The following is a 22,996-nucleotide window of genomic DNA, read 5'->3' as shown; positions in this document are numbered from 1 at the left end:
CTTCAGGAAATCTCAACCCCAGATGACTAATTACTTTCAGATGCGGGATCGAGTTCACAATTCCAGCCGATAAGCTTGCAAGGTCAGCCTAGCCGGCTTGTTGGTGCCATGGGGGAATCTGAGGGGTTTCCCTCCTGATGGCCAAGAGTCGGCTATGAATTAACCCAGCCCCATCGATCGTGTGGACGGCGGCGACTGGTATCGCTAACCCGTCTTCACGTCCGAAAGATCGATAGGTAAACAATGTCATTCGGGCCACCGCCCGCGGGTTTCAAATCTCCCGACCCACCCGCATGGGCTGCTCCAACGGAAGTGGAACAGGCGTTGCTCGACGCCAAGTCCCGCGAAGACTGGCCAGCCTACTTCGCGACCCTCGCCCGAAATCGGCTTTATTTCGAAGTACTGCGGGAAAAGGCGGAAGCCAGGTTCCTGAACACCTACTCCGTGTTCGGGCACGACCCCCGGGTTCCCGGTGGCAAGGTCTGGGCGGTGTACACGGAGGGCATGCTGCCCGCGCCCGAGCCGCACCGCGTGTTCGACTGGAGAGAGTTCGCGTGGTTCACGAAGGGCTGGACGCCTGACTTTCCGGAGATGATGGTCATCAATCCGGGCAGTCCGTGCGAGGCGTTCCTGCCGGCCGCGCCGCCGCACTCCCACGTCTGGGCCCAGTACGCCAAACACACCGACGGCCCTTCGGACGAACCGGCGCTGCGGACGCTGCGGGTGGGCGGCCCGCTGCGCGGTCCCGTGGCCCACGGACTGGCCTGCGGCGCCCACCTCATCGTCCACCACGGCCGGCCCTGGAACGCCCTGGCATACCACGGCCACGGTTATCGATACGAACGCCGGATGCTGCGCAATTCGTGGGGCGTCACCAGCCGCCCCGAGTGGCAGGCACAGCAGCGCGCCCTGCTGGCCACCGAGGGCGCCAAGCCTGTCTGGGAGTTCGCCCTCGGCCTACGCCGCACCATCGCCCAGGAGGTCGGCGGCCACGTCGAGACCGGCCACTGGTGCGAGACCGCCGCCCGCGTCCTGCGCCTGCGGGCGGGAGGCGAGACCTTCCTCACCCCGGACGGCGTCACCACGACTACGCCCATGCCCGCGGCCGAGACTGAGACGCGAATCCAAGGCGTCCAGCACCTCATCGGCCGTATCACCCGCTACGAGGCCCGCATGCGCGCCGACGGTCTGCTCGGCGACGGCCAGTACGTCACCTCCGTGGACGCCTGGGATCTCGGCCGGGCCTCCTGCATGGCGCGCTGGGGCATGAGCACTCGCTACGGCACTCTGCCGGAAGCCGAAGCAGCCGTCGTCGAAGCCGGGTACCACGCAGCACGCCGCTACGAGTCCTGGCAGGGCTTCTCCGTCGGCTTCATCCTCGGCCGCTGCCTGCACTTCGACAACGACAGGTTCGGCAGCTGGTATGAGGACATGGTCACCGTCCACCGGATCCTCATGTCCGACCCCGGCAGCCCCTGGGTCAACATCCCGTTCCGGTAAGCCTCCTCCTCCCCCGTTACCGTTTTCGTGGCTCCGCAATGGAGCCTCCGGCCTTCGGGTTCGGCATGACTTCCCCCCTTGTTGTTCATGATCCGGGGGGTGGTGTCACCGGGCCCGGAGGCATCGACGGACCGCTGATGAGGGGCTTGAGCACCGGCTTCACCCGAGCCGGAAGAGCTCTCCGTAACATGGATGTGGCAGCTCGGTGCCCTAGCAAGGCCGGACGAAAGCGTGATGGAGGAGCCTGCACGTGATCGACACCGGCGACATCGACGTCTTCCTCGGCCTGGACGTCGGCAAAGGCGAACACCACGCCACCGCCATCACCCCGGCTGGCAAGAAGGCCTTCGACAAGCGCCTGCCCAACACCGAACCCAAGCTCCGCGAGCTGTTCGCGAAACTCCAGGCCAAGCACGGAACGGTGCTGGTCGTGGTCGACCAGCCGGCCTCCATCGGGGCCCTGCCGCTGGCGGTCGCCCGGGACATGGGCTGCCCGGTCGCCTACCTGCCGGGCCTGACGATGCGGCGGATCGCCGACCTTTACCCGGGCGAGGCGAAGACGGACGCGAAGGACGCGTTCATCATCGCCGACGCCGCCCGCGCGATGCCGCACACGCTGCGCGCGATCGACTGCGAGGACGAGACGATCGCCGAGCTGGAGATGATCGTCGGCTTCGACGACGACCTGGCCGGCGAGGCGACCCGGGTCGCGAACCGGCTGCACGGACTGCTGACCCAGATCCATCCATCGCTGGAACGGGTCCTGGGACCACGGTTGCAGCACCCGGCCGTCCTGGCCCTGCTGGAACGGTTCGGGTCCCCGGCCCAGATACGCAAGGCCGGCCGACGGCGGCTGATCACCCTGCTGCGGCCGAAGGCGCCGAGGATGGCCGAGCGCCTGGTCGAGGAGATATTCGCCGCGTTGGACGAGCAGACCGTGACGGTCCCGGGCACCGAGGCGGCCGCGTTGATCGTCCCGAGCCTGGCCGGCTCGCTGACGGCCGTGCTTGATCAGCGGAAACTCTTAGCCGGGCGGATCGAGGAACTGCTGGAGGACCACCCTCTTTCCAAAGTCCTGACGTCGATGCCAGGAGTCGGCGTCAGGACCGGAGCCCGCATCCTGATCGAGGTCGGCGACGGCAGCACCTTCCCCACCGCCGGCCACCTCGCCGCCTACGCCGGACTCGCCCCCGCGACCCGCAGTTCCGGATCCTCAATCCGCGGCGAACAGCCTGCCCGGAGAGGAAACAAGCAGCTCAAACGGGCTTTCTTCCTCTCCGCGTTCGCGGCACTCGGCGACCCGGCATCGCGGATCTACTACGACAAGAAGATCGCCCAGGGCAAGCACCACACCCAGGCCCTGCTCTGCCTCGCCCGACGCCGGGCCGACGTCCTCTTCGCCATGCTCCGCGACGGAACCTTCTACGAACCCCGGCCAGCCTCAGCCGGCTGATCCTCAGCCGCCTCGCCGCACACGGCGCAGTCCCGCTCGTCGAGCGAGTCCATCACGACCGGATGACCACAGAAGTCGCACGGCCGCATGCCCTCGCCCGCCGACTCTCGGACAGGCACGTCATTACTCATGACAGCCACACTGCCACCCGACCACCTTGACCAAAGACATAGGGGCCCCCGCCACTCCGATTCCGGAGACGGCTCTGTCGAAGAAAGCCCGCCCCAGGACTTCTCCTGGGATGGGCTTCTTCAGTTGGCCGCCGACTCAGACCTCAGCCAGCTCAGACCCCAGCCGTCTCCGGCTCACCCGAGTCCGAAGCCGAGTCCGCAGCCGGCGTCGGCTGCGCGGTCACCCCGGTCTTCTTCGCCCGCTTCGCCGCCCGTTTCTTCGCCCGCCGTTCCTTCCGAAGCTCCACCATCGCGTACAGCGTCGGTACGAGGAGCAGGGTGAGGAGGGTCGACGTGATCAGGCCGCCGATCACGACCACGGCCAGGGGCTGGGCGATGAAGCCGCCTTCGCCGGTGACGCCGAGGGCCATGGGGAGGAGGGCGAAGATCGTTGCCAGGGCCGTCATGAGGATGGGGCGGAGGCGGTGGCGGCCGCCCTCGATCACGGCCTCGACGACGCCGTAACCCTGGCTCCGGTACTGGTTGATGAGGTCGATCAGCACGATCGCGTTCGTCACCACGATGCCGATCAGCATCAGCATGCCGATCATCGCGGGGACACCCATCGGGGTGCCGGTCGCGATCAGGAGGCCGATCGCGCCCGTCGCCGCGAACGGGATGGAGACGAGCAGGATCAGGGGCTGGATGAGGGAACGGAAGGTCGCGACCAGGAGCATGAAGACGATCGCGATCGCCGCCAGCATCGCCAGGCCCAGGTTGACGAACGCGTCGTCCTGGTCCTCGGAGACACCCCCGATCGAGGCCGTCGCGCCGGCCGGGAGGGTCAGCGAGTTGATCCTGGACTGGAGGTCCGCGCTCACCGCGCCCGTGTTGTCGCCGGTCGGCTTCGCGGAGATCGTGGCCGCGCGCTGGCCGTCGATGCGGGTCATCGAGACCGGGCCGTCCACCACCTTCACGTCCGCGACGGCACCCAGCTTCACCGAGCCCAGGCTCAGGTCCCGAAGCTCCTTCAGGGTCTCGGCAGGCTTCGCCGACTTGATGACGACGTCCCGCTCCGTGTCGTCGAGGGTCGCCTGAGCCGCCGTGTTGCCGCGGACCGCCTGGGCGACGGCCAGACCGAGGGTCTGGTCGTTGAAGCCGGCCGCGGCCGCCTTGTCGTTGGCCTTCACCGAGATGCGCGGCACGCTCTGCGCGAGGTCGCTGGTCACGTCGGTGACGTCGTCCAGGCCGGCCACCGCCTCGCGGACCTGCTCGGACGCCTTGCGCAGCACCTGAGCGTCGGCCGCCTTCACGACGACGCTCAGGTCCTGGGCGCCGAAGCCGTCACCGGCCGCGATGGTGGTCGTACCGATGCCGTCCAGCTTCTTCAGGCCGGCCTCGACGCGGTCCTGTACGTCCTCGTAGGACGCCGAGTCCTCCAGCATCACCTGGTAGGACGCCTGGTTGGTGTCGGTGCCGCCGCCGAAGGCCGCCATGAAGCCGGACGAGCCGATCGTGACCTGGTAGTCCTTCACGCCCTCGGTGTCGGCGAGCAGCTTCTCGACCTTCTTCGCCTGCTCGTCGGTCGCCGTCAGGCTGGTGCCCGGCTTCAACTCCTGCTTGACGGTGAGGACTTCCTGCTCGCCCTGGTCGAAGAAGTTCGTCTTCAGCAGCGGCGCCATGCCGAACGTGCCGATGAGGATGACGATCGCGAGCAGCACGCTGGTCATACGGCGGCGGGTCGCGAAGCGCAGGACGGGGACGTAGAAGCGCTGGAGCCTGCTCTTCGCCTCCTTCTCCTCCGCGATCCGGCGCGCTTCGGCGGCGTCCTCGGGGGTGCCCTTCGGGGCCCGCAGGAACCAGTACGACAGGACCGGTACGACGGTCAGCGAGACCAGCAGCGACGCCAGCAGCGCGGCCGTCACGGTCAGGCTGAACGAGCCGAACAGCTCGCCCACCATGCCGCCGACCAGGCCGATCGGCAGGAAGACCGCGACCGTGGTGAGGGTGGAGGAGGTGACCGCGCCGGCGACCTCGCGGACCGCCTTGAGGATGGCCTCCTGGCGCTCCTCGCCGTAGCCGAGGTGGCGCTTGATGTTCTCCAGGACCACGATCGAGTCGTCGACGACCCGGCCGATGGCGATGGTGAGCGCGCCGAGCGTCAGCATGTTCAGCGACAGGTCGCGCGTCCACAGGACGATCAGGGCCAGGACCACCGACAGGGGGATCGAGACCGCCGTCACCAGCGTGGAGCGGATCGACGCGAGGAAGACCAGGATGACGAGGACCGCGAAGAGCAGGCCGAGCGCGCCCTCGGTGGTCAGGCCGTCGATGGACTTCGAGACCGCCGGGCCCTGGTCGCTGACCACGGTCAGCGTGGCGTCGGAGCCGAGGTCCTTGCGCATCTCGGCGAGCTTGTCCTGGACCGCGTCGGAGATCGCGACCGCGCTGCCGTCGCGGTCCATGGTGACCGCGATCGCGAGGGACGGCTTGCCGTCCGTGCGCGTGAGGGAGTCGGCCGGGGCCTGCTCCTGCTCGACGGTGGCGACGGAGCCGAGGCGGACCGGCTTCTGACCGGAAGCGTCCGCACCGCCGCCCGCACCGCCCGCGCCGCCCGCGCCGCCCGCGCCGGTGACCCTCAGGTCCTCGATCTGCTGCAGCGAGGTGAACCCGCCGCCCACCTGGACGGTGCGGTTGCCGCCGCCCTCGTCGAAGGAGCCCGCCGGGACGGTGGCGCCGCCCGCCCTCAGTGCCTCGGAGAGGTCCGCCGAGGTCAGGCCCGCCTTCGCCAGCTTCGCGTCGTCCGGGGTCACGGTGACCTGGAGGTCCCGTACGCCGTCGACGGTGACCTGGCCGACACCGTCGATGTCCTTCAGGTCCGGCACGACGGTCCGGTCGAGCCGGTCGGCCAGCGCCTGCTGGTCCCGGCCGGAGGAGACGGCGAGGACGACGGTCGGGATGTCGTCCGTGGAACCAGCGATGACCTGCGGGTCCACGTCGTCCGGCAGCTGGGCGCGGGCCCGGTTGACGGCCTGCTGGACGTCGGCGACCAGCTGCTGGTTGTCGGGGCCGTAGTCGAAGGACGCCATGATCACGGCGTTGCCCTCACTGGCCGTGGAGGTGACGCCGGTGATGCCGTCGACGGCCTCGAGGCTGTCCTCGATCGGCTCGACGACCTGCTTCTCGACCACGTCCGGCGCGGCGCCCTGGTACGGCGCCAGCACGGACACCATGGGCAGTTCGATGGAGGGCAGCAGCTGCTGCTTGAGCTGGGGTATCGCGATGGCGCCGAAGACGATCGCGATGATCGACATCAGGCCTATCAGGGCGCGCTGAGCGAGGCTGAACTTCGACAGCCAGGACATGGTTCAGGGTCTCTCTTCTGGGAGCGGCAGAAGCGGCAGGGAGCAGGCTTGGATCAGGCTCGGAACAGGCAGGGAGCAGGCAATGGAGCAGGCATGGCACGCAGGACGTCCACGGCACACGCGTGGGACACGCATGTGCGGCACAGATGAGCGCCCGCCCCTACACCCTGAGCCATCGGGGAGACCGGTTCCGTAGGCCGCAGGTCCCGTTCCTTATCCGGCGCATACTCCGGGCGCAGTACACCCGGGTCGAGCTCACTCCACCCTTGGACGTACCAGCCCGGACTCGTACGCGATCACCACGAGCTGCGCCCGGTCGCGGGCGCCGAGCTTGGACATGGCCCGGTTGACGTGCGTCTTCACCGTCAGCGGGCTGACCGCCAGCCGCTCGGCGATCTCGTCGTTGGAGTGCCCGCCGGCGACCTGGACCAGGACCTCGCGCTCCCGGCCGGTGAGCGCGCCGAGCCGCTCGGCGCGGGCCGGGTCGCGGTCGTCGTCGGCGTCGCCCTGGGCGAGGAAGCGGGCGATCAGGCCCTTGGTGGCGGCCGGCGAGAGCAGGGCCTCACCGCCGGCCGCGACACGGATGGCGGCGAGGAGTTCGTCGGGTTCGGAGCCCTTGCCGAGGAAGCCGGAGGCGCCGGCGCGCAGCGACTGCACGACGTAGTCGTCGACCTCGAAGGTTGTCAGTATGACGACGCGGACGTGGGCCAGGGCCGGGTCGGCGCTGATCATGCGGGTGGCGGCGAGGCCGTCGGTGCCGGGCATGCGGATGTCCATCAGGACGACGTCCGCCCGCTCCTCCTTGGCCAGCCGCACCGCCTCCGCCCCGTCGGACGCCTCGGCGACGACCTCCATGTCGGGCTCGGAGTCGACCAGCACCCGGAAGGCGCTGCGCAACAGGGCCTGGTCGTCGGCGAGCAGGACACGGATCGTCATGCGGGGTCCTCTCCGGGCCCTTGTGCGGGGCGGTGGGGGCGTTCAGTTGTCATACGGAGGTGCGGCGTGCGGCCCGGTGCCGACGGGTCCTGCGTGCGGCCCGTTGCCGGCGGATGAGGCGTACGGCGCTAAGGGGACGGCGGAGGAGGCGTACAGCGGCGAAGGGGACGGCGGTTGAGGCGTACGGCGACGAAGGGGATGGCGGAGGAGGCGTACAGCGGCGAAGGGGACGGCGGTTGAGGCGTACGGCGACGAAGGGGATGGCGGAGGAGGCGTACAGCGGCGAAGGGGACGGCGGTTGAGGCGTACGGCGACGAAGGGGATGGCGGAGGAGGCGTACAGCGGCGAAGGGGACGGCGGGTGAGGCGTACGGCGAACAGGGGGCGGCCTGTTGTCATACGGCGTCCTCCGCGGCGCGCGAACGGCTCTTGACCGGCAGGATCGCATGGACGCGGAAGCCGCCTCCGTAGCGGGGGCCGGTCGTGAGGGTGCCGCGCAGGGCGGTGACGCGCTCGCGCATGCCGAGCAGGCCGTGGCCGCCGCCGTCGACCGTGTCGTCCTCGCCGGCGCCGTCGTCGAGGACGGTGATCTCGACGTTCGGTCCCACGCGGACGACGCTGACCTCGGCCTTGGCGTCCGGGCCCGCGTGCTTCTGCACGTTGGTCAGCGCCTCCTGGATGACGCGGTAGGCGGCCAGGTCGACGGCGGCCGGGAGCGTGGTGCCCTGGTCGGCGCGGGCGACCTCCACCTGGAGGCCGGCGCTGCGGAAGGTACCCACGAGTTCGTCGAGGCGCACCAGACCGGGGGCGGGTTCGGTGGGGGCCTCGGGGTCGCCGGACTGCCGCAACAGGCCGACGGTCGCGCGCAGTTCGTTGAGCGCGGAACGGCTGGCTTCGCGTACGTGCGCCAGGGCCTCCTTGGCCTGGTCGGGCCGCTTGTCCATGACGTGGGCGGCGACGCCGGCCTGCACATTGACGAGGGCGATGTGGTGGGCGACGACGTCGTGCAGGTCCCGGGCGATCCGCAGGCGCTCCTCGGCGACGCGGCGGCGGGCCTCCTCCTCGCGGGTGCGCTCGGCGCGTTCGGCACGTTCGCGGATGGCGGTGACGACGGCGCGCCGGCTGCGGACCGCGTCGCCGGCGGTGGCGCCGATGCCGGTCCAGGCGAAGATGGCGAGGTTCTCCTGGGCGTACCAGGGCAGGGGGCCGGCGAGCATCGCGGAACCGGTCAGGACGGTGACGGTGAGCAGGCCGACGCGCCAGGTGGTGGTGCGGTCGGTGGTCGAGGCGACGGTGTAGAGGGCGATCACCGCGGACATGGCGACCGGGGCGCGGGGGTCGCCGGTGACGGACTCGATCAGGGAGACGGCGCCGGTGACCGCGAGGACCGTCATGGGGGCGCGGCGGCGGAAGACCAGGGCCGCGGCGCCGAGGGTGATGAGCACCAGGCTGAGCGCGTCCGGGGTGCGCAGACCCCAGGTCACGCCGTTCTTCCCGTGCGGGTCCACGAACGAGCCGGACACCATGCAGACCAGGACGCCGACCGCCAACGCCGCGTCCAGCGCCATGGGGTGCGCCTTGAGATGCCGCCGGACGCGTTCCCCTGCGGGGCTTGGGACGGGGGCCAACTGGACGTTCCTCGTGTCATGTGCCCGGCGCTGCAGTGCGCGTCGCCCGGGGGCTGCCGCTCCCGGACCCCGCTTCGGCCCTGAACGGGCCTGGTCCTCAAACGCCGGACGGGCTGATGTGACTCAACCCGGGATCAAGCCGTCATCGCTCAGCAGTTCCCGGACCTCCTCCAGCGTCGCGTCGGGCGACGGGAGGATCAGTTCCGACGGTTCCAGGGAGTCGTCGGGCAGGGGCTCGCCCAGTTCGCGGACCTTCTGGAGAAGGGCGTGGAGGGTCGCGCGGAAACCTGGGCCGTCGCCGTTCTCCATTTCTTCCAGGAGCACGTCGTCCAGCTTGTTCAGCTCGGTGAGGTGGCTGTCGGCCAGCCTCACCTGCCCCTCCCCATGATCCGTACGATCATGTCGCCCTCCTCGGCGATGGGCCCGCCCCGTCTCCGGGGAACTACTGCTTGTCGAAGCGCGGGGTGTCCTGCGACTGCTGCTGCGACTGAGGCTGGTCGGTGCCGCCCTCGATCGCCTGCTGCGACGAGGAACCTCCCGCCAGCTCCGCCTTCATGCGCTGCAGTTCCAGCTCTACATCCGTACCACCGGAGAGCTGGTCCAGCTCGGCCTGGATGTCGTCCTTGTGCATGCCGGACTGGTCGTCGAGGGCGCCGGAGGCGAGGAGTTCGTCGATGGCTCCGGCGCGGGCCTGGAGCTGGGCCGTCTTGTCCTCCGCGCGCTGGATGGCCAGGCCGACGTCGCCCATCTCCTCCGAGATGCCGGAGAAGGCCTCGCCGATGCGGGTCTGGGCCTGGGCGGCGGTGTAGGTGGCCTTGATCGTCTCCTTCTTGGTGCGGAAGGCGTCGACCTTGGCCTGCAGGCGCTGGGCCGCGAGGGTGAGCTTCTCCTCCTCGCCCTGCAGCGTCGCGTGCTGTGTCTCCAGGTCCGTCACCTGCTGCTGGAGGGCGGCGCGGCGCGAGAGCGCCTCGCGGGCCAGGTCCTCCCGGCCCAGCGCGAGCGCCTTGCGGCCCTGGTCCTCCAGCTTCGACGACTGCTGCTGGAGCTGGTTGAGCTGGAGTTCCAGGCGCTTGCGCGAGGTGGCCACGTCGGCTACGCCGCGGCGGACCTTCTGGAGCAGCTCCAGCTGCTTCTGGTACGAGTAATCGAGGGTCTCGCGCGGGTCCTCGGCCCGGTCAAGGGCCTTGTTCGCCTTCGCGCGGAAGATCATCCCCATACGCTTCATGACACCGCTCATGGGCTTCGCGCGCCCCCTTCTGACGGACTCCACTCGAGCACCTGCGACAGAACCCACAGTACGGGCCCTGCATCCATTACCGCACTGTTCGGGGACGGATGCGCTCATCCCCAAGGACGACTGCTGACGCTCCCGCTCCGGCGTAAGGAGTAGGTGACTCCCGGGTGCCGCCCCGGTGCCGCCCACGTGCCTCCCTCATGACCGTCGGGGGAACCGTCTGCAACGTCCCCTCTGTCCCCCTACGACGACTGGTGTTGCCGGATCGTTCCCCACGGGGCTGGGGTCCAACCCCTGGCACCCCGTACCCTTGGGTTTTGTGTTCCGTAGCCGTGCGAAGGAAGAGAAGGCCCAGTCCGCCGACAAGGCGCTGGTGACCGACTCCAATGAGACCCGTCACCCCGAGGCCCCGAAGGGCCGCCCCACGCCCAAGCGCAGCGACGCCCAGTCGCAGCGTCGAAGCGTGGCCAACACGTCGATGACGCGCAAGGACGCCTCCAAGCGGCAGCGCGAGGATCGCCGTGCCGCTCTGGCGAAGCAGCGTCAGGCCCTGGCCGGGGGCGACGAGCGGTATCTGCCGGCCCGTGACAAGGGTCCGGTCCGCAAGTTCGCGCGTGACTTCATCGACTCGCGCTTCAACATCGCGGAGTTCTTCCTGCCGATGGCCGTGGTCATCCTGGTGCTGAGCATGGTCCAGGTGGCGTCGCTGCAGAACATCGCGCTGCTGCTGTGGCTGATCGTGATCGTCCTGATCGTGCTCGACTCGGCCGTCACCGGCTTCCGCCTGAAGAAGCGCCTCGCCGAGCGCTTCCCCGACGACAACAAGCGCGGCGCCGTCGCCTACGCGCTGATGCGCTCCCTGCAGATGCGCCGGCTCCGGCTGCCGAAGCCTCAGGTCAAGCGCGGAGAGCGGCCCTGAGCGCAACCGCCTTTTCCGGGGGTGCGGCAGATGCGTGGCTCGACAAGCTGGGCGGGCTGCGTGACGTCGTACGACAGGAGCTGGTGGGCCGCCAGCTCGACGAGCAGATAGCCGGGCGGTTCCCCGTCGGGCAGCGGCTGCGCGTGCTCGACGTGGGGATGGGCCAGGGCATGCAGGCGCTGCGCCTGGCCAGGGCCGGGCACCAGGTGACCGGCGTGGAGCAGGACCCGAAGATGATCGCCACGGCCCGCGAGGAGCTCGCCGGCGAGCCGGAGGGCATCCGGGAGCGGGTGCGCATCGTCCAGGGCGACGGCCGGGACACCGGCGTACACTTTCTGCCGGGCAGCTTCGACGTCGTGCTCTGCCACGGCGTACTGATGTACATCGACGAGCCCGATCCGCTGCTGGCCGGGCTGGCCCGGATGCTCGCCCCGGGCGGACTGCTGTCGCTGCTCGTCCGCAACGGCGACGCGCTCGCCATGCGGCCCGGCCTCGGCGGGGACTGGCCCGGCGCGCTGACCGCCTTCGACACGACCGCCTACCGGAATCGGCTGGGACTCGACGTACGGGCCGACCGGCTGGCCGACCTGACGTCGACGCTCGCGGGGATCGGGGCCCCGCTGCACGCCTGGTACGGGGTGCGGGTGTTCACCGACACGGCCGCCGACGGGGCGGGCGCCCCGCCGGACGTGGAGACCTTGCTGGCGGTCGAGGAACGCGCCGGGAAGACCGACCCCTACCGGAGCGTGGCGGCATTGCTGCACCTGTGCGGGGTGCGCGGCTAGCCCGGCGGGAGCCGGTCCCTGAGGACGTGAGCGTGACGCCGGAGTCAAGGCCCTTGCCCGTCTCGGGGAGCCTGGCCCGTCCGGGCACGTGACGGCGCGGGACGGCGCCGACTGCTGCTCGACGGCATCCACGAGACCGAGACGGACCCGGCCGCCTCTCGGAAGCACCCTCGCCTCCGTCGCCGCCAAGGGCTTCGCCCCGGAACCCGGTCGCTGAACACGGTGAGCGTGCCGCGAGCCAGCGCCGGCTGGTGCCCCACCGCGTCCACGACGCCGAGGCGGACCCGGCTCCCGTAGCACCCTCGCCCGAGCCGGGACCGTCAGGTCAGCTCGTTCGGGTGCGCAGCGCAGGCCGGGTTCTTGGCCCGCGGGGAGACTCGGGGCATGGATGCTCGCCGTTCCCGTGCCGTGCGGCTCGCTCTTTCGGTTCTCGGGCTCTGCTGCTGTCTCGTGGTGTTCTCCGGCTGTTCCGGCTCGTCGTCCGCCGGCAGGCAGGAGGGGTCGACCACGCAGGCCGCGCAGGCCGCCGTTCCGAAGGCGCTCACGGCGACCGAGGATCTGCAGGACGGCTATCTGAAGGTGATCAGGGACGTCCTGCCGTCGGTCGTACAGATCCAGGCCAGGAACGATCTCGGTTCGGGCGTGGTCTACGACGGCCAGGGGCACATCGTCACCAACGCACACGTCGTCGGGGACGAGAAGACCTTCCGTGTGACGATCGCGAACCGCGAGGACGAAGTCACCGCGCGGCTCGTGTCCTCGTACCCGCAGCAGGACCTCGCCGTCATCAAGCTGGACGACATGCCGGACGGGCTGAAGGCGGCGACGCTCGGGGACTCCGCCGAGGTCGAGGTCGGGCAGATCGTGCTGGCGATGGGCTCACCCCTCGGGCTGGCGTCCAGCGTGACGCAGGGCATCGTCTCGGCGACCGGACGGACCGTCACCGAGGGCAGCGACAACGGCGGTACGGGCGCGACGATCGCCAACATGGTGCAGACGTCGGCCGCCATCAACCCCGGCAACAGCGGTGGCGCCCTGGTGAACCTCGACGGCCGGGTCATCGGCATCCCGACCCTCGCCGCCACCGACCCCGGCCTCGGGGACAGCGCCGCGCCCGGCATCGGGTTCGCCATCCCGGCGACGGCGGTGCAGACGATCGCCGACCAGATCATCAAGGACGGCAGGGTCACCGACTCGGGCCGGGCGGCGCTCGGCATCACGGCCCGTACGGTCGTGAACGACGACTACCAGGCCGCCGGCGTCGCCGTCGTCAAGGTGCAGACGGGCGGCGCAGCCGACAAGGCCGGTCTGGCGCCGGGGGACATCATCACCCGGCTGGGCGACACGGACATCACCACCATCACCTCGCTGTCCGAGGCGCTGGCCGCCGACAAGCCCGGCGAGCGGACGAAGGTGACGTACACCCGCAACGGCAGTGAGAAGACGGTGGATGTGACGCTGGGTGAGCAGTGACGGGGTGGGCGAGGGCCGCAATGCCCTCGCCCCCGTGCGCGCTACGCCTCGGCGTGCAGGTTCATCGGCCCGTAGATCTCCGTGGAGTCCTCGAGCAGCCGTACCTGGTCCGCACCGCCCTCGAGCAGTGCCTTCCAGTGCTCCCCGATCCACGACTCGGCGTCCCCCTGGGTGGTGAACTCCTCGGGCTGCACCGCGGGCTGGACCTCCGCCCCGTCGGCCTTCTCGAACCGCCACGTCCATGCCGCCATGTACGCCTCCAAGGTGTCGGCACGTGCAGAGTAGGAGCCGGATCATGGTCCGGCTCCTGTCCTGAGCCTAGCCGGATGCGCGAGACCCGCGCCGACACGCGAAAATCGGTTCCGTGGAACTCACTCTCCTCGGCACCGGTGCCCCCGCGGGACTCCCCCGCCCCGACTGTCCGTGCGCGGCTTGTGCGAGCGCGCTCGGGGACGACGCGCGGGCTGCGACCTCGTTGCTCGTGGACGGGGCGCTGCTGCTCGATCTGACGCCCGGGGCGGCGTTCGCGGCGGCTCGGGCGGGGCGTTCGCTGGCGAACGTACGGCAGGTGCTGCTTTCGCATCCGCACAACGGTCCCGCCGTCGAGGTGCCCTCCGGCCTGCCACAGCCCGGGCGGGTGCCGGACGGGCAGGAGTTGGCGCTGCTGACGGGGCATCGGGTGCGGGCGGTGGCGATGGACCATCCGGGCACGGGGTACGCGGTGATCGGCCCGGACGGGCAGCGGCTGCTGTATCTGCCGCCGGAGGGCGCGCCGGCCGGTCTGGAGGAGGGGGCCGTCGGGATGTACGACATGGTGGTCGCCGATGTCGTGGGGCGACCGGACGCGCTGGCCAAGCTGCGGGCGGTGGGGGCCGTCGGGCCGACGACGGACGTCATCGCCGTACATCTGGATCACGACGTGCCGCCGGGCGCCGAGCTGCGACGGCGGCTGGCCGCGGCGGGCGCTCGGGCCGTGCCGGACGGGACGACGCTGGAGGTGGGGGCGTACGAGGACGTGCCGGACGTGCCGCGGCGGACCCTGGTGCTGGGCGGGGCCCGGTCCGGGAAGTCGGTGGAGGCGGAGCGGCGGCTGGAGGCGTTCCCCGACGTCCTGTACGTGGCGACCGGGGGCACCCGGGGCGGGGACACCGAGTGGGCGGCACGGGTCGCCACGCACCGCGAGCGCCGGCCGGGGTCGTGGCGTACGACCGAGACGTGCGACCTGGTGCCGCTGCTGGCCGGGGACGGGCCGCCGCTGCTCGTCGACTGTCTGTCCCTGTGGCTGACGGACGCCATGGACGCCGTCGGGGCCTGGGACGACGCGGTGTGGGCGGAGGGCGGGGAGAAGGCACTGCGGGAGCGGGTGCGGGAGTTGACGCAGGCGGTGCGGGGCACCCGGCGGACCGTGGTCGCCGTGTCGAACGAGGTGGGGTCGGGGATCGTGCCGGCGACGGCGTCGGGGCGGCGCTACCGCGACGAGTTGGGGCGGCTGAACGCCGCGTTCGCCGGGGAGTGCGAGCAGGTGCTGCTGGTGGTGGCCGGGCAGGCGTTGGTGCTACGCGGCTGAGGGCGGTGGGGTCGGCTGCACGATCGGCAGAACGGCCGCTGGTGCGGTCGGCTGTGCGGCCGGCTCCTTGCGGGCGATGACGCGGTACGTGTTCGACAGACGGGTGCGGCGCACCACGGGGGCCAGGAGGTGGTCCAGCGCCCAGGCCACGCCGACCAGGGGTGCGCTCGCCCGGGACAGGGGCGCGGGCAGCAGGTGCGTCAGCACCAGTGAGGTGAAGGCCGCGAAGTCGTACGGGATGTGCGTGGCGCGGCGGTCCGCCGAGAGCACGGTGCAGCCCAGGGCCTGGAGCTCCTCGCGGAGGGTTTTCAGGGGCAGCAGGTGCAGGTGGCCCGGGCGGCTGTGCGGGATCCACCACCTGCCGAGCAGGAAGGCGAACACGCCCCGCGGGTTGGGCAGTTCGAGGAGGAGGTGGCCGCCCGGGCGCAGGACCGTGAGGGCGGCGCGCAGTTCCTTGCGGGGGTCCTGGGCGTGTTCCAGGTGGCGGAACATGCTGACGATGTCGTAGCGGGCCCGCAGCCGGGCGGTGATGCGGGGGTCCGTGAGGTGGCCGACGTGGGCCTCCTCCACCCGCTCGGCGACGCGGGCGTCCAGGACGCGGTGGGTCAGGTCGAGGCCGTCGAACGCCGTGTACGGGAAGAGTTCCTTCGCCACCTCCGGGAAGCGGGCGTATCCCGTGCCCACGTCCAGCCAGCTCTCCGGCTCGGGGAAGGCCAGCGCCGCGCGGGCCGCGGCTCTCAGGTGGCGGTACGGCAGCCGTGTGAGCCGCAGATGGCGGGGGACGTAGCTGTGCTCCCGGCATCTGGACAAGGTGAACGCGCAGTCGGCGCGGCGTCGTTCGGAGCGGGCGGTCGCGGTCATGGGCGGCTCCCGGGCACGAGGGCGTACGCGGGGGGGCGTACGGCGGAGGCGGACGGCGGGTGGTGCGAGCATGCCCCGACAATCCACGGCAAAACGGAACGTATGGGATGGCGATCTTGGGTGCAACGACGTCGCTCGGATGGGGCGGGGACGTGGCGGAGCCCGTGGGGGCCATGTGGCGCCGTTCTGTTCGACCAGTGCCGGTACTGTTCGGCGAATGAGCTCGCTTAATCTCGACGACTTCACTGATCTGATCGAGCGCCCCGACGGAGGGGTGCGCCGTGACGCAGAGGCGCGCCGTGAACGTCAGATCGTGCCGCCCGGAGCGCTGGGCCGCCTCGACGAACTGGGTGAGTGGCTGGCGGCCGCACAGTCCGCGGTGCCGGTACGGCCGATCGAACAGCCGCGGGTCGTGCTGTTCGCCGGCGACCACGGCGTGGCCGAGCTCGGCGTGTCGGCGCGGGCGGCGGGCAGCGCCGGGGAGTTGGTGCGGGAGATCCTCGAGGGCGGCCGGCCCGTGTCGGTGCTCGCGCGGCGGGCCGGGGTTCCGGTGCGGATCGTCGACATGGCCCTGGACTGCGACCCGGAGTCGCTGCCGGAGGCGGTCGTACGGCATCGGGTGCGGCGCGGCAGCGGCCGTATCGACGTCGAGGACGCGCTGACGGCCGAGGAGGCGGAGGCCGCCTTCCTGGCCGGGGTGGCGGTGGCCGACGAGGAGGCCGACTCCGGTACGGATCTGGTGGTGCTCGGCGATGTGAGCGTCGGCGGGACCACGGCGGCGGGGGTGCTGGTCGCCGCGCTGTGCGGAACCGACGCGTCCGTGGTCACCGGGCGGGGCGGACTGGCCATCGACGACCTGGTGTGGATGCGCAAGTGCGCGGCGATCCGGGACGCGTTGCGCCGGGCCCGGCCCGTGCTCGGGGACCAGTTGCAGCTGCTCGCGACGGTGGGCGGGGCCGATCTCGCGGCGATCACCGGGTTCCTGCTGCAGAGCGCGGTGCGGAAGATGCCGGTCGTGCTGGACGGGGTGGTCGTCGCCGCCTGCGCCCTGGTGGGACAGCGGATCGCGTTCCGGGCGCCGGACTGGTGGCTGGCCGCGCACAACAGCGGGGAGCCGGGTCAGGCGAAGGCACTGGACCGGATGGCCCTGGAGCCCCTGCTCGACCAGGGTGTGAAGGTCGGAGAGGGTGCCGGGGGCATGCTGGCCCTGCCGATGGTGCAGGCCGCCGCGGCACTGGCGGCGGAGCTGCCGGAGCAGCCGAAGGAATCGGAGGCGGCAGAGGCTGCCGAGACGCCGGAGACGGCGGAGGCCGAGTAGGGCCGGGGGCGCCGCAGCGGCAGCGGCGACAACAGCAGCGAGGAGTCCGGGGCGAAAGGGATGCTTCACCCGACGGTGGGACATATGATCCCCAGCCGTGAGAGCTGAGACTCTCGGCCGCTGGGCCCGTGCCGAGTGGGGGTCCTTGTACCTCGCCGCGCGCGGGGCCTTGGTCGCGCGGCGGTGGCGAGCCGTGCCGATGACCCTCGGCGCCGTGTGTCTGACCGGGATCGTGCAGTTCGCCGGCACCCTCTACGCGCGCGTGGGCATCGCGCTCGGCCCCCACCACCCGATCGGCCTGCCGGCTTCGGACGCGCAGGTCGTGGACACGGGACCGTCGGCCACGGTGGTGGGCCTCGCGGTGTTCCTCGGCTGGCGCTACGGCGCGTATGTCTCGGCCGGTGTGGTGATCGTGGCGATAGCGGTCGAGGTGGTGCTGGAAGAGAACCTCGCCGGGAAGGAACACCTCGCCGCCGTCGCGGCGGTGCTGGTGCTGTGCGCGCTGGCGGCGCTGCGTCAGCGGCGCTCCAGGGCCCGGGGTGGCTCCACGTCGGGAGCACCGCCGATCCAGTCCTGAAGCTTGCGGCTCGGGCCCGCCCAGCGCCGGTCGTGGTGATAGGCGCGCAGCTGGGCCTTGGCGCGGGCGCGCGGGCGGCGGCGGTAGAAGCGTTTCGCCCAGGGGGACGTGGGGCGGGCCAGGCGGATGGCGCCGAACAGGGCGATGAAGGGGATGATCACCCCGAAGATCGCGATGCGGGCCTTGCCCTTGGTGAGGGCGATCAGGGCGAGGAGGAAGTTCCCGGTGATGGTAGTGATCACCGTCCCCCGGCCCTGCGTCTCGTCGTCGTTCAGGTCGTTGACCCCGAAGGGCGCGAAGCCGAGGAGGAGCAGGCCGACCACGGCGGCGGTGAGCACGACCACCTCGACACTCTTGCGGCCGTCCTCGGTCCAGTAGACGTCGTCCAGATGCAGGATCAGCGCGAACTCGTCCATGACCAGGCCCGCACCGATCCCGAAGACCACGGCGGCCACGGCCGAGCCGAAGCCGCGTTGACCGCCCGCGACCGCGCAGAAGCCGCCGATGATCGTGAGGATGATGCCGGGAACGACATGGTGGATGTGGACGGCGCCGGTCTCGATGTTGCGGAAGGGCCCTTTGCCCGCGCGGATGAGGCGGGTGATGAGGCGGGTGACGAGGAAGGTGACCACGAAGGCGGTCAGAGCCAGGAGCAGGGGGAGCTTGCCCGGTTCGATGATGTTGCGCTGCCACCAGTCACCCATGGTTTCAGTGTGTCCGGGGCAGGGGCGGGCCGCCTGGCGGGGACGACGTCCGGGCTAGTCTGCGGGCGTGTCCATGACCCCGCCACCCCTGCACGGCCTCCGTTTCGCCTTCGGCACCCTGAGTGTGCTCCCCGTCAGGGTGAGCCGCTGGGACCGGGAGGCGGCGCGCGGCGGGATGCTGTGCGCCCCGCTCGTCGGGGTGGTCCTCGGCTGCGGTGCCGCCGCCGCGGCGCTCCTGCTGCTGTCCCTCGGCGCCGGTCCCCTCCTCGCCGCCGTCGTCGGCGCCGCCGTCCCCGCCGTCCTCACCCGTGGGCTGCATCTCGACGGCCTCGCCGACACCGCCGACGGCCTCGGCAGCGGCAAGCCCGCCGAGGACGCGCTGCGGATCATGAAGCAGTCGGACATCGGGCCGTTCGGCGTCATCACGCTCGTGTTCGTGCTGCTGGCGCAGGTGGCCGCGCTGGCGCAGCTGTACGACACCTCGTGGGCCCGAGGCACCCTCGCCACCGTCGTCTCGGCCGTCGCCGCCCGCCTCGCGCTCACCCTCGCCGCCCGCTCCACAGTCCCCGCCGCCCGACCGGAGGGGCTGGGGGCCGCGGTGGCCGGCGTCGTCCCCGTACGGGGTGCGGTGGCCCTTGCCCTGGCCGTCACCGGCGTCGCCGCCGCGGCGGGAGCGCTGTTCGGGGCCCACGACATCGCCCGCACCGCCCTCGCGGTCCTCGCCGCACTCGCCGCCGCCGAGCTCCTCCTGCGGCACTGCGTCCGCCGCTTCGGCGGCGTCACCGGTGACGTCTTCGGCGGGCTCGCGGAGACGGCGGCGACGACGGCGCTCGTCGTGCTGTCCCTGGGCTGACGCCCCCCGTCACCGAGCGGGCGCCAGCCCGTGCGGCAACGTGCCCCACGGATGATCGCCCACGCCCGGCACCGCACAGTGCACGGTGGCCCCGCGGGCGCGCGCCGGCTCCGCCAGGTCGACGCCCGCCGGGACGCCGTACACCAGGTGGCACACCCGCACTCCGGTGGTGCCCCGCCACGGCTGCGGGCCGAGCCGGGTGTACGACGCCCAGGGCCCCTCGAAGGTGACCAGGAGGTCGGCGATCCTGGCGTAGGACGGGTGCGGTGCCGTGCCGTGGTTCAGGGCGAGCGTGCCGCAGCCGGCACCCCAGGCTGCCGTCGCGAGCCGTTGGTAGTGGCCGAACTCAGCGCGGTCGGCGGCGACTTGGTCGAGGAATACGCCATCCGCGCGGTACCAGTCGCGGTGCCGCGCGATGTCACGTACGACGTCGGCGTGCGGCCTGCGGCCGTAGTCGGTGTCGGCGTAGCCGAGCACCCGTACGTCCACCGCCCGCAGGCGTGCCGCGACCTCGGCGAACGCCGGGTCGGGCGCGTCGCCGGGGCCGCTGGCCGGGTTCAGTACGACCCCGTAGAGGCGGGGCGCGGCGGCGATGATCGCGTCCCATTCGGCGGGGCGGGCGGACGGGTGCTCGTAGTAGGGGATCAGCAGGCCGGTCATCGGTGAGCGGTCACTCTCCCCAACAGGGCGCAGACCAGGGCGACCTGGGCCACCGCAGCCGTCCCGTGGACGATCAGGCCGACCCAGTGCGGGCTGCCGGTGTGCGTCACCACGGCGACCGTCTGGACGAGGGCGGCCGCGCAGCAGATCGCCGCCGCGCTGACCACCGCACCGAAGGACTGGAGCAGCAGGCCGGTCCACAGGACCACGCCCAGCAGGAGCAGACCGGCGAGGCGGACACCGGCGAAGCCCGCGGAATGCGGCCACAGGGCCGAGGTGGCGAGGCTGAGCGCGAGCAGGGTGACCAGGTAGGCCGAGAGGCACTCGGCGACCGTGAGCACCGTCGTCCGCCGGAACGCCCTCGGTGTGCTGCTGGAGCGCAGGCCCGCCAGGCTGCCGCTCCGGAAGCGGTACAGCAGCCATTCGGCGGGGCCCATGCTGAGGGTCAGGGCGACTGCCGCGGGGGCGCTGCGCTGCTCGTCGGTGAGGTTGTCGCCCAGGGCCGTGTAGAGGACGAGGACGCCGGTGGCCAGGCCGAAGAGGGCGTACGGAACGGACGCGAAGAGGCGGGGGCTCATTGCCGTCAGCCGGCTGCGGCTACGTTGTGGCTGGTCGCGCCCACGCGGCGGTAGCCGCACATCCATTGCAGCCCCGCGCCCCTTTGGGGCGCTCACGGCCGGCGCCACTTCATACAGACAGAGGGCTGCCACCACCGTCAACGAGCCCAGCAGCAAGGCCAGCCTCGCGGCGTCCGGCATCGAGTGGAGCATCGCTACGACCGCTCCCGCCGTCATCGGCAACAACGCGGCCAGCAGGACGCGTTCGCGGCCCATCACCAATAGAACGGTGGCCGCGCCCAGGTAGACGGCCTGTCCGGCCGCGAAGGCCAGTGCGACCGGGTGGGCAGCCCCGGCGACGGCCAGTGCGACCAAGGCGCCGAGCAACGCGCCGAACGGGGCTCCGAGGAGCAGGCTGCGGCGGGCCGCGGCGCGGTCGCCCAGGCCCAGCCAGGAGTAGGCCCGGTGCGCGAGCCCCTGGTTCCAGGTCCAGCCGACCAGGGCCGCGGCCAGCAGCGGGACCGTGCCCGCCGGGAGGCCGAAGTCGTCCTGCGGGCCGGCGAGCAGCGGGGCGCCGAGGACGTAGCCGAAGCCGGGGAGGGCGAAGACGACGCCGCGCAGGAGGCAGCCGAGCAGGCCTGTCTGCCAGGGGTCGTGGACGGGGCCGTCCGGCTCCGGGTAGCGGCGCTCGACCCGCTCGTACAGCTCCTCGGCGAGCGCGAAGGAGTTCTTCACGCCGTAACGCTCGCGTATCTGGTCGTCCGAGAGGCCGTCGGACTCCAGCAGCGCGGCGATCTCGTCCGGGTGGACGGCGGCGGCTATGAAGTCGTCGAGGCGTGCGGCGAGTTCGTCGACGGGGTCGGGCATGGCCCAGCTGGGCCGGTCGCGCTGGCGCGGGATGGCGGGCAGGGTGTCGGGGCGGGAGCCGGGCGGCATCCAGAGGCTGCCGCTCACCAGCCGGTTCCGTCCGTCGCGACCTTCTCGTACCAGGGGTCGTGCAGTTCGAGGGTCCAGTCGGCGACCGTCTCCAGCGTGGGCTCGTACACCTCGGGGCTGCCCGCGAGTTCCTGGTAGATCGTCCGGAAGTTGTCCACGGAGCGGCGCAGCGTGAAGCGGTCGATCACCCGCTGCCTGGACAACTCACCTAGTTTCAGGCGCCGTTCGTCGTCGCGTAGGAGGGTGAGTGCGGCGGCCGCCATCTTCTCCGGCTCGCGGGGCGGGACGACGAGTCCCGTGTCGCCGACGGCCTCGCGTACTCCCCCGACGTCCGTCGAGACGGTCGTACGGCCGCAGGACATGGCCTCGATGATGGAGAACGGGAAGCCCTCGGAGATGGACGACAGCATCACGAGGTGCCCGGCCGCGTAGGCGCGCCAGACCTCGGTGATACGCCCCTCGAAGGTCAGTCCGTCCGTGACGCCCAGCTCGGCGGCGAGCTTCTCCAGCTTGGTGCGGTAGGCCTCGCCGCCGGGCGGGACCGGGCCGAACAGCCGCAGGCGGGTCTCCGGGAGTTCGGCGCGGACCATGGCGTAGGCCCGCAGCAGGGTCTGAAGGTCCTTGATGGGGTCGACACGGCCGCACCAGGTGAGGGTGGGGACCTCGGGCTCGGGGCCGGCGTGCGGGAAGGCGTGCGGGTCGACGCCGTTGTAGACGGTGCGGATCTTGTCGCCGTCGGCGCCGCCGCGCTCCTCCCAGCGTCGGTTGTACTGGTTGCAGGGCGTGATGAGGTCGGCCGTCCTGTATCCGTGCGAGTTCAGCTCGCGGTAGAAGCCGAGCATGAACGCCTTCACGGGCCAGCGCTGGGCCTCGCTGCGGTAGCCGAGGTAGCGCTCGCGCAGATAGATGCCGTGCTCGGTGAGGAGGAAGGGCACGCCGTCCAGCCTGCGGGCGGCGAGGGCCGGGAGGGTGGCGAATCCGCTGCTCACCGCGTGGGCGACCGAGTCCTCGGGGATGCGGATCCCGAGCGGGCGCAGGGCGTGTTCCAGCAGGTCGGTCGCGGTGAGGGCGTCGTGGACGGTGGGGCGGGCGGCCGCGGTCGGCAGCTGCGGCATCGTCCATATCCACATCAGCGAGCGCAGCGCGGATTCCGTGCGCAGGGCCGCCGACAGGCGTCCGTCGCGGGCGAGTTCGGCCAGCTCGTCGAGGGCCTCGCCGAAGTCGCAGCGTGCCTCGGGGTCGAGGAAGGAGAGCAGGAAGCGCTCGTAGGTGTCGGTGAAGCGGCGCCGGGCCCTGCCGTACGGTGCGCGCTTGTGCCCCGGACGCGGGCCCCAGGTCGGTACGGAGGTGTGCCGGTAGACGTTGGGCGGCAGCTCCCAAGTGACGGGTTCGCGGCCGGTCCCGGTGAGGGACACGAGGTGGAAGTCGACCTCCGGCATGCCCTTGACGAGCTGGTCGCACCAGGTGCTGACGCCGCCGTGGACATGCGGATAGGTGCCTTCGGTGAGCATGGTGACATGACGGCCGTTGCGCATCACGCGCGTTCCCCCCTGTGGAACAA

Annotated in this window: 19 protein-coding genes and 1 pseudogene; 9 read left to right on the top strand and 11 right to left on the bottom strand. The window is 71.4% G+C overall.

What is annotated here, in order from left to right; translation table 11 throughout:
• Positions 1-312 precede the first annotated feature (312 nt).
• Both OHO27_RS31095 and OHO27_RS31090 read left to right on the top strand, forming a co-directional pair.
• Complete coding sequence (locus OHO27_RS31095) at positions 313-1,500, top strand: DUF1266 domain-containing protein (protein WP_328428278.1); 1,188 nt, start codon at positions 313-315, stop codon at positions 1,498-1,500.
• Between the two features lie 250 nt (positions 1,501-1,750).
• On the top strand, positions 1,751-2,953 hold the full coding sequence (locus tag OHO27_RS31090) for an IS110 family transposase (protein WP_443059633.1): 1,203 nt from the start codon (positions 1,751-1,753) through the stop codon (positions 2,951-2,953).
• A gap of 283 nt (positions 2,954-3,236) precedes the next feature.
• Here OHO27_RS31090 and OHO27_RS31085 read toward each other — a convergent pair whose 3' ends face one another.
• From OHO27_RS31085 to OHO27_RS31065, 5 genes and pseudogenes are all read right to left on the bottom strand, one after another.
• Positions 3,237-6,428 carry an efflux RND transporter permease subunit gene (locus OHO27_RS31085; protein WP_328428277.1) on the bottom strand — a complete coding sequence of 1,064 codons (3,192 nt, stop codon included), beginning with the start codon at positions 6,426-6,428 and terminating at the stop codon, positions 3,237-3,239.
• 255 nt (positions 6,429-6,683) lie between these two features.
• Positions 6,684-7,364, bottom strand: a complete 681-nt coding sequence (locus tag OHO27_RS31080; protein ID WP_328428276.1) for a response regulator transcription factor — start codon at positions 7,362-7,364, stop codon at positions 6,684-6,686.
• 394 nt (positions 7,365-7,758) lie between these two features.
• Complete coding sequence (locus OHO27_RS31075; protein WP_443059632.1) at positions 7,759-8,991, bottom strand: sensor histidine kinase; 1,233 nt, start codon at positions 8,989-8,991, stop codon at positions 7,759-7,761.
• 123 nt (positions 8,992-9,114) lie between these two features.
• Positions 9,115-9,392, bottom strand: a pseudogene (gene pspAA, locus OHO27_RS31070) (PspA-associated protein PspAA).
• Between the two features lie 41 nt (positions 9,393-9,433).
• Entirely contained in the window at positions 9,434-10,228 is a 795-nt protein-coding gene (locus tag OHO27_RS31065; protein ID WP_443059631.1) for a PspA/IM30 family protein, read from the bottom strand.
• 217 nt (positions 10,229-10,445) lie between these two features.
• Between OHO27_RS31065 and OHO27_RS31060 the strand changes: the two genes are divergently transcribed.
• The 3 genes from OHO27_RS31060 (at position 10,446) to OHO27_RS31050 (ending at position 13,402) form a co-directional block, all read left to right on the top strand.
• The gene (locus tag OHO27_RS31060) at positions 10,446-11,144 is read left to right on the top strand and encodes a DUF3043 domain-containing protein (protein WP_443059726.1); all 699 of its coding nucleotides are present in this window, start codon (positions 10,446-10,448) and stop codon (positions 11,142-11,144) included.
• 83 nt (positions 11,145-11,227) lie between these two features.
• Positions 11,228-11,929, top strand: coding sequence for a class I SAM-dependent methyltransferase (locus OHO27_RS31055; protein ID WP_328428273.1), 702 nt, complete (start codon positions 11,228-11,230; stop codon positions 11,927-11,929).
• Positions 11,930-12,313: 384 nt separating this feature from the next.
• Positions 12,314-13,402, top strand: coding sequence for a S1C family serine protease (locus OHO27_RS31050; RefSeq protein WP_328428272.1), 1,089 nt, complete (start codon positions 12,314-12,316; stop codon positions 13,400-13,402).
• 41 nt (positions 13,403-13,443) lie between these two features.
• On the opposite strand, the gene OHO27_RS31045 is transcribed toward OHO27_RS31050, so the two are convergent.
• Complete coding sequence (locus tag OHO27_RS31045) at positions 13,444-13,653, bottom strand: hypothetical protein (RefSeq protein WP_328428271.1); 210 nt, start codon at positions 13,651-13,653, stop codon at positions 13,444-13,446.
• Between the two features lie 113 nt (positions 13,654-13,766).
• Here OHO27_RS31045 and OHO27_RS31040 point away from each other — a divergent pair, with 113 nt between their 5' ends.
• Positions 13,767-14,969: a bifunctional adenosylcobinamide kinase/adenosylcobinamide-phosphate guanylyltransferase gene (locus tag OHO27_RS31040; RefSeq protein ID WP_328428270.1), complete on the top strand. Its 1,203-nt coding sequence runs from the start codon at positions 13,767-13,769 to the stop codon at positions 14,967-14,969.
• Here OHO27_RS31040 and OHO27_RS31035 read toward each other — a convergent pair.
• Positions 14,958-15,830, bottom strand: coding sequence for a class I SAM-dependent methyltransferase (locus tag OHO27_RS31035; protein WP_328428269.1), 873 nt, complete (start codon positions 15,828-15,830; stop codon positions 14,958-14,960). The genes OHO27_RS31040 and OHO27_RS31035 overlap by 12 nt on opposite strands.
• A 217-nt stretch (positions 15,831-16,047) precedes the next feature.
• Here OHO27_RS31035 and cobT point away from each other — a divergent pair, with 217 nt between their 5' ends.
• Together cobT and OHO27_RS31025 are read left to right on the top strand one after the other, a co-directional pair.
• On the top strand, positions 16,048-17,148 hold the full coding sequence (gene cobT / locus OHO27_RS31030; RefSeq protein ID WP_328428268.1) for a nicotinate-nucleotide--dimethylbenzimidazole phosphoribosyltransferase: 1,101 nt from the start codon (positions 16,048-16,050) through the stop codon (positions 17,146-17,148).
• A 97-nt stretch (positions 17,149-17,245) separates the two neighbouring features.
• Positions 17,246-17,725 carry a hypothetical protein gene (locus tag OHO27_RS31025; RefSeq protein WP_328428267.1) on the top strand — a complete coding sequence of 160 codons (480 nt, stop codon included), beginning with the start codon at positions 17,246-17,248 and terminating at the stop codon, positions 17,723-17,725.
• Here OHO27_RS31025 and OHO27_RS31020 read toward each other — a convergent pair.
• The gene (locus OHO27_RS31020) at positions 17,665-18,429 is read right to left on the bottom strand and encodes a hypothetical protein (RefSeq protein ID WP_328428266.1); all 765 of its coding nucleotides are present in this window, start codon (positions 18,427-18,429) and stop codon (positions 17,665-17,667) included. The two genes, OHO27_RS31025 and OHO27_RS31020, sit on opposite strands and share 61 nt — an antisense overlap.
• Positions 18,430-18,502: 73 nt before the next feature.
• Between OHO27_RS31020 and OHO27_RS31015 the strand changes: the two genes are divergently transcribed.
• The gene (locus OHO27_RS31015) at positions 18,503-19,282 is read left to right on the top strand and encodes an adenosylcobinamide-GDP ribazoletransferase (protein WP_328430605.1); all 780 of its coding nucleotides are present in this window, start codon (positions 18,503-18,505) and stop codon (positions 19,280-19,282) included.
• A 9-nt stretch (positions 19,283-19,291) separates the two neighbouring features.
• On the opposite strand, the gene OHO27_RS31010 is transcribed toward OHO27_RS31015, so the two are convergent.
• The 3 genes from OHO27_RS31010 to pelF are packed head-to-tail and all read right to left on the bottom strand — an operon-like array spanning position 19,292 to position 22,970.
• Positions 19,292-19,942: a spherulation-specific family 4 protein gene (locus OHO27_RS31010; RefSeq protein ID WP_328428265.1), complete on the bottom strand. Its 651-nt coding sequence runs from the start codon at positions 19,940-19,942 to the stop codon at positions 19,292-19,294.
• Positions 19,939-21,453 carry a hypothetical protein gene (locus OHO27_RS31005; protein ID WP_328428264.1) on the bottom strand — a complete coding sequence of 505 codons (1,515 nt, stop codon included), beginning with the start codon at positions 21,451-21,453 and terminating at the stop codon, positions 19,939-19,941. Before OHO27_RS31005 ends, OHO27_RS31010 begins: the two co-directional genes overlap by 4 nt.
• Positions 21,450-22,970, bottom strand: coding sequence for a GT4 family glycosyltransferase PelF (pelF, locus tag OHO27_RS31000; protein WP_328428263.1), 1,521 nt, complete (start codon positions 22,968-22,970; stop codon positions 21,450-21,452). Before pelF ends, OHO27_RS31005 begins: the two co-directional genes overlap by 4 nt.
• Between the last annotated feature and the right edge of the window lie 26 nt (positions 22,971-22,996).

Origin of the sequence: Streptomyces sp. NBC_00443 (genome assembly GCF_036014175.1) — a bacterium.
In the GTDB taxonomy this organism is placed as follows: Bacteria; Actinomycetota; Actinomycetes; order Streptomycetales; family Streptomycetaceae; genus Streptomyces.
This window is presented reverse-complemented; position numbering and strand designations above follow the sequence as displayed.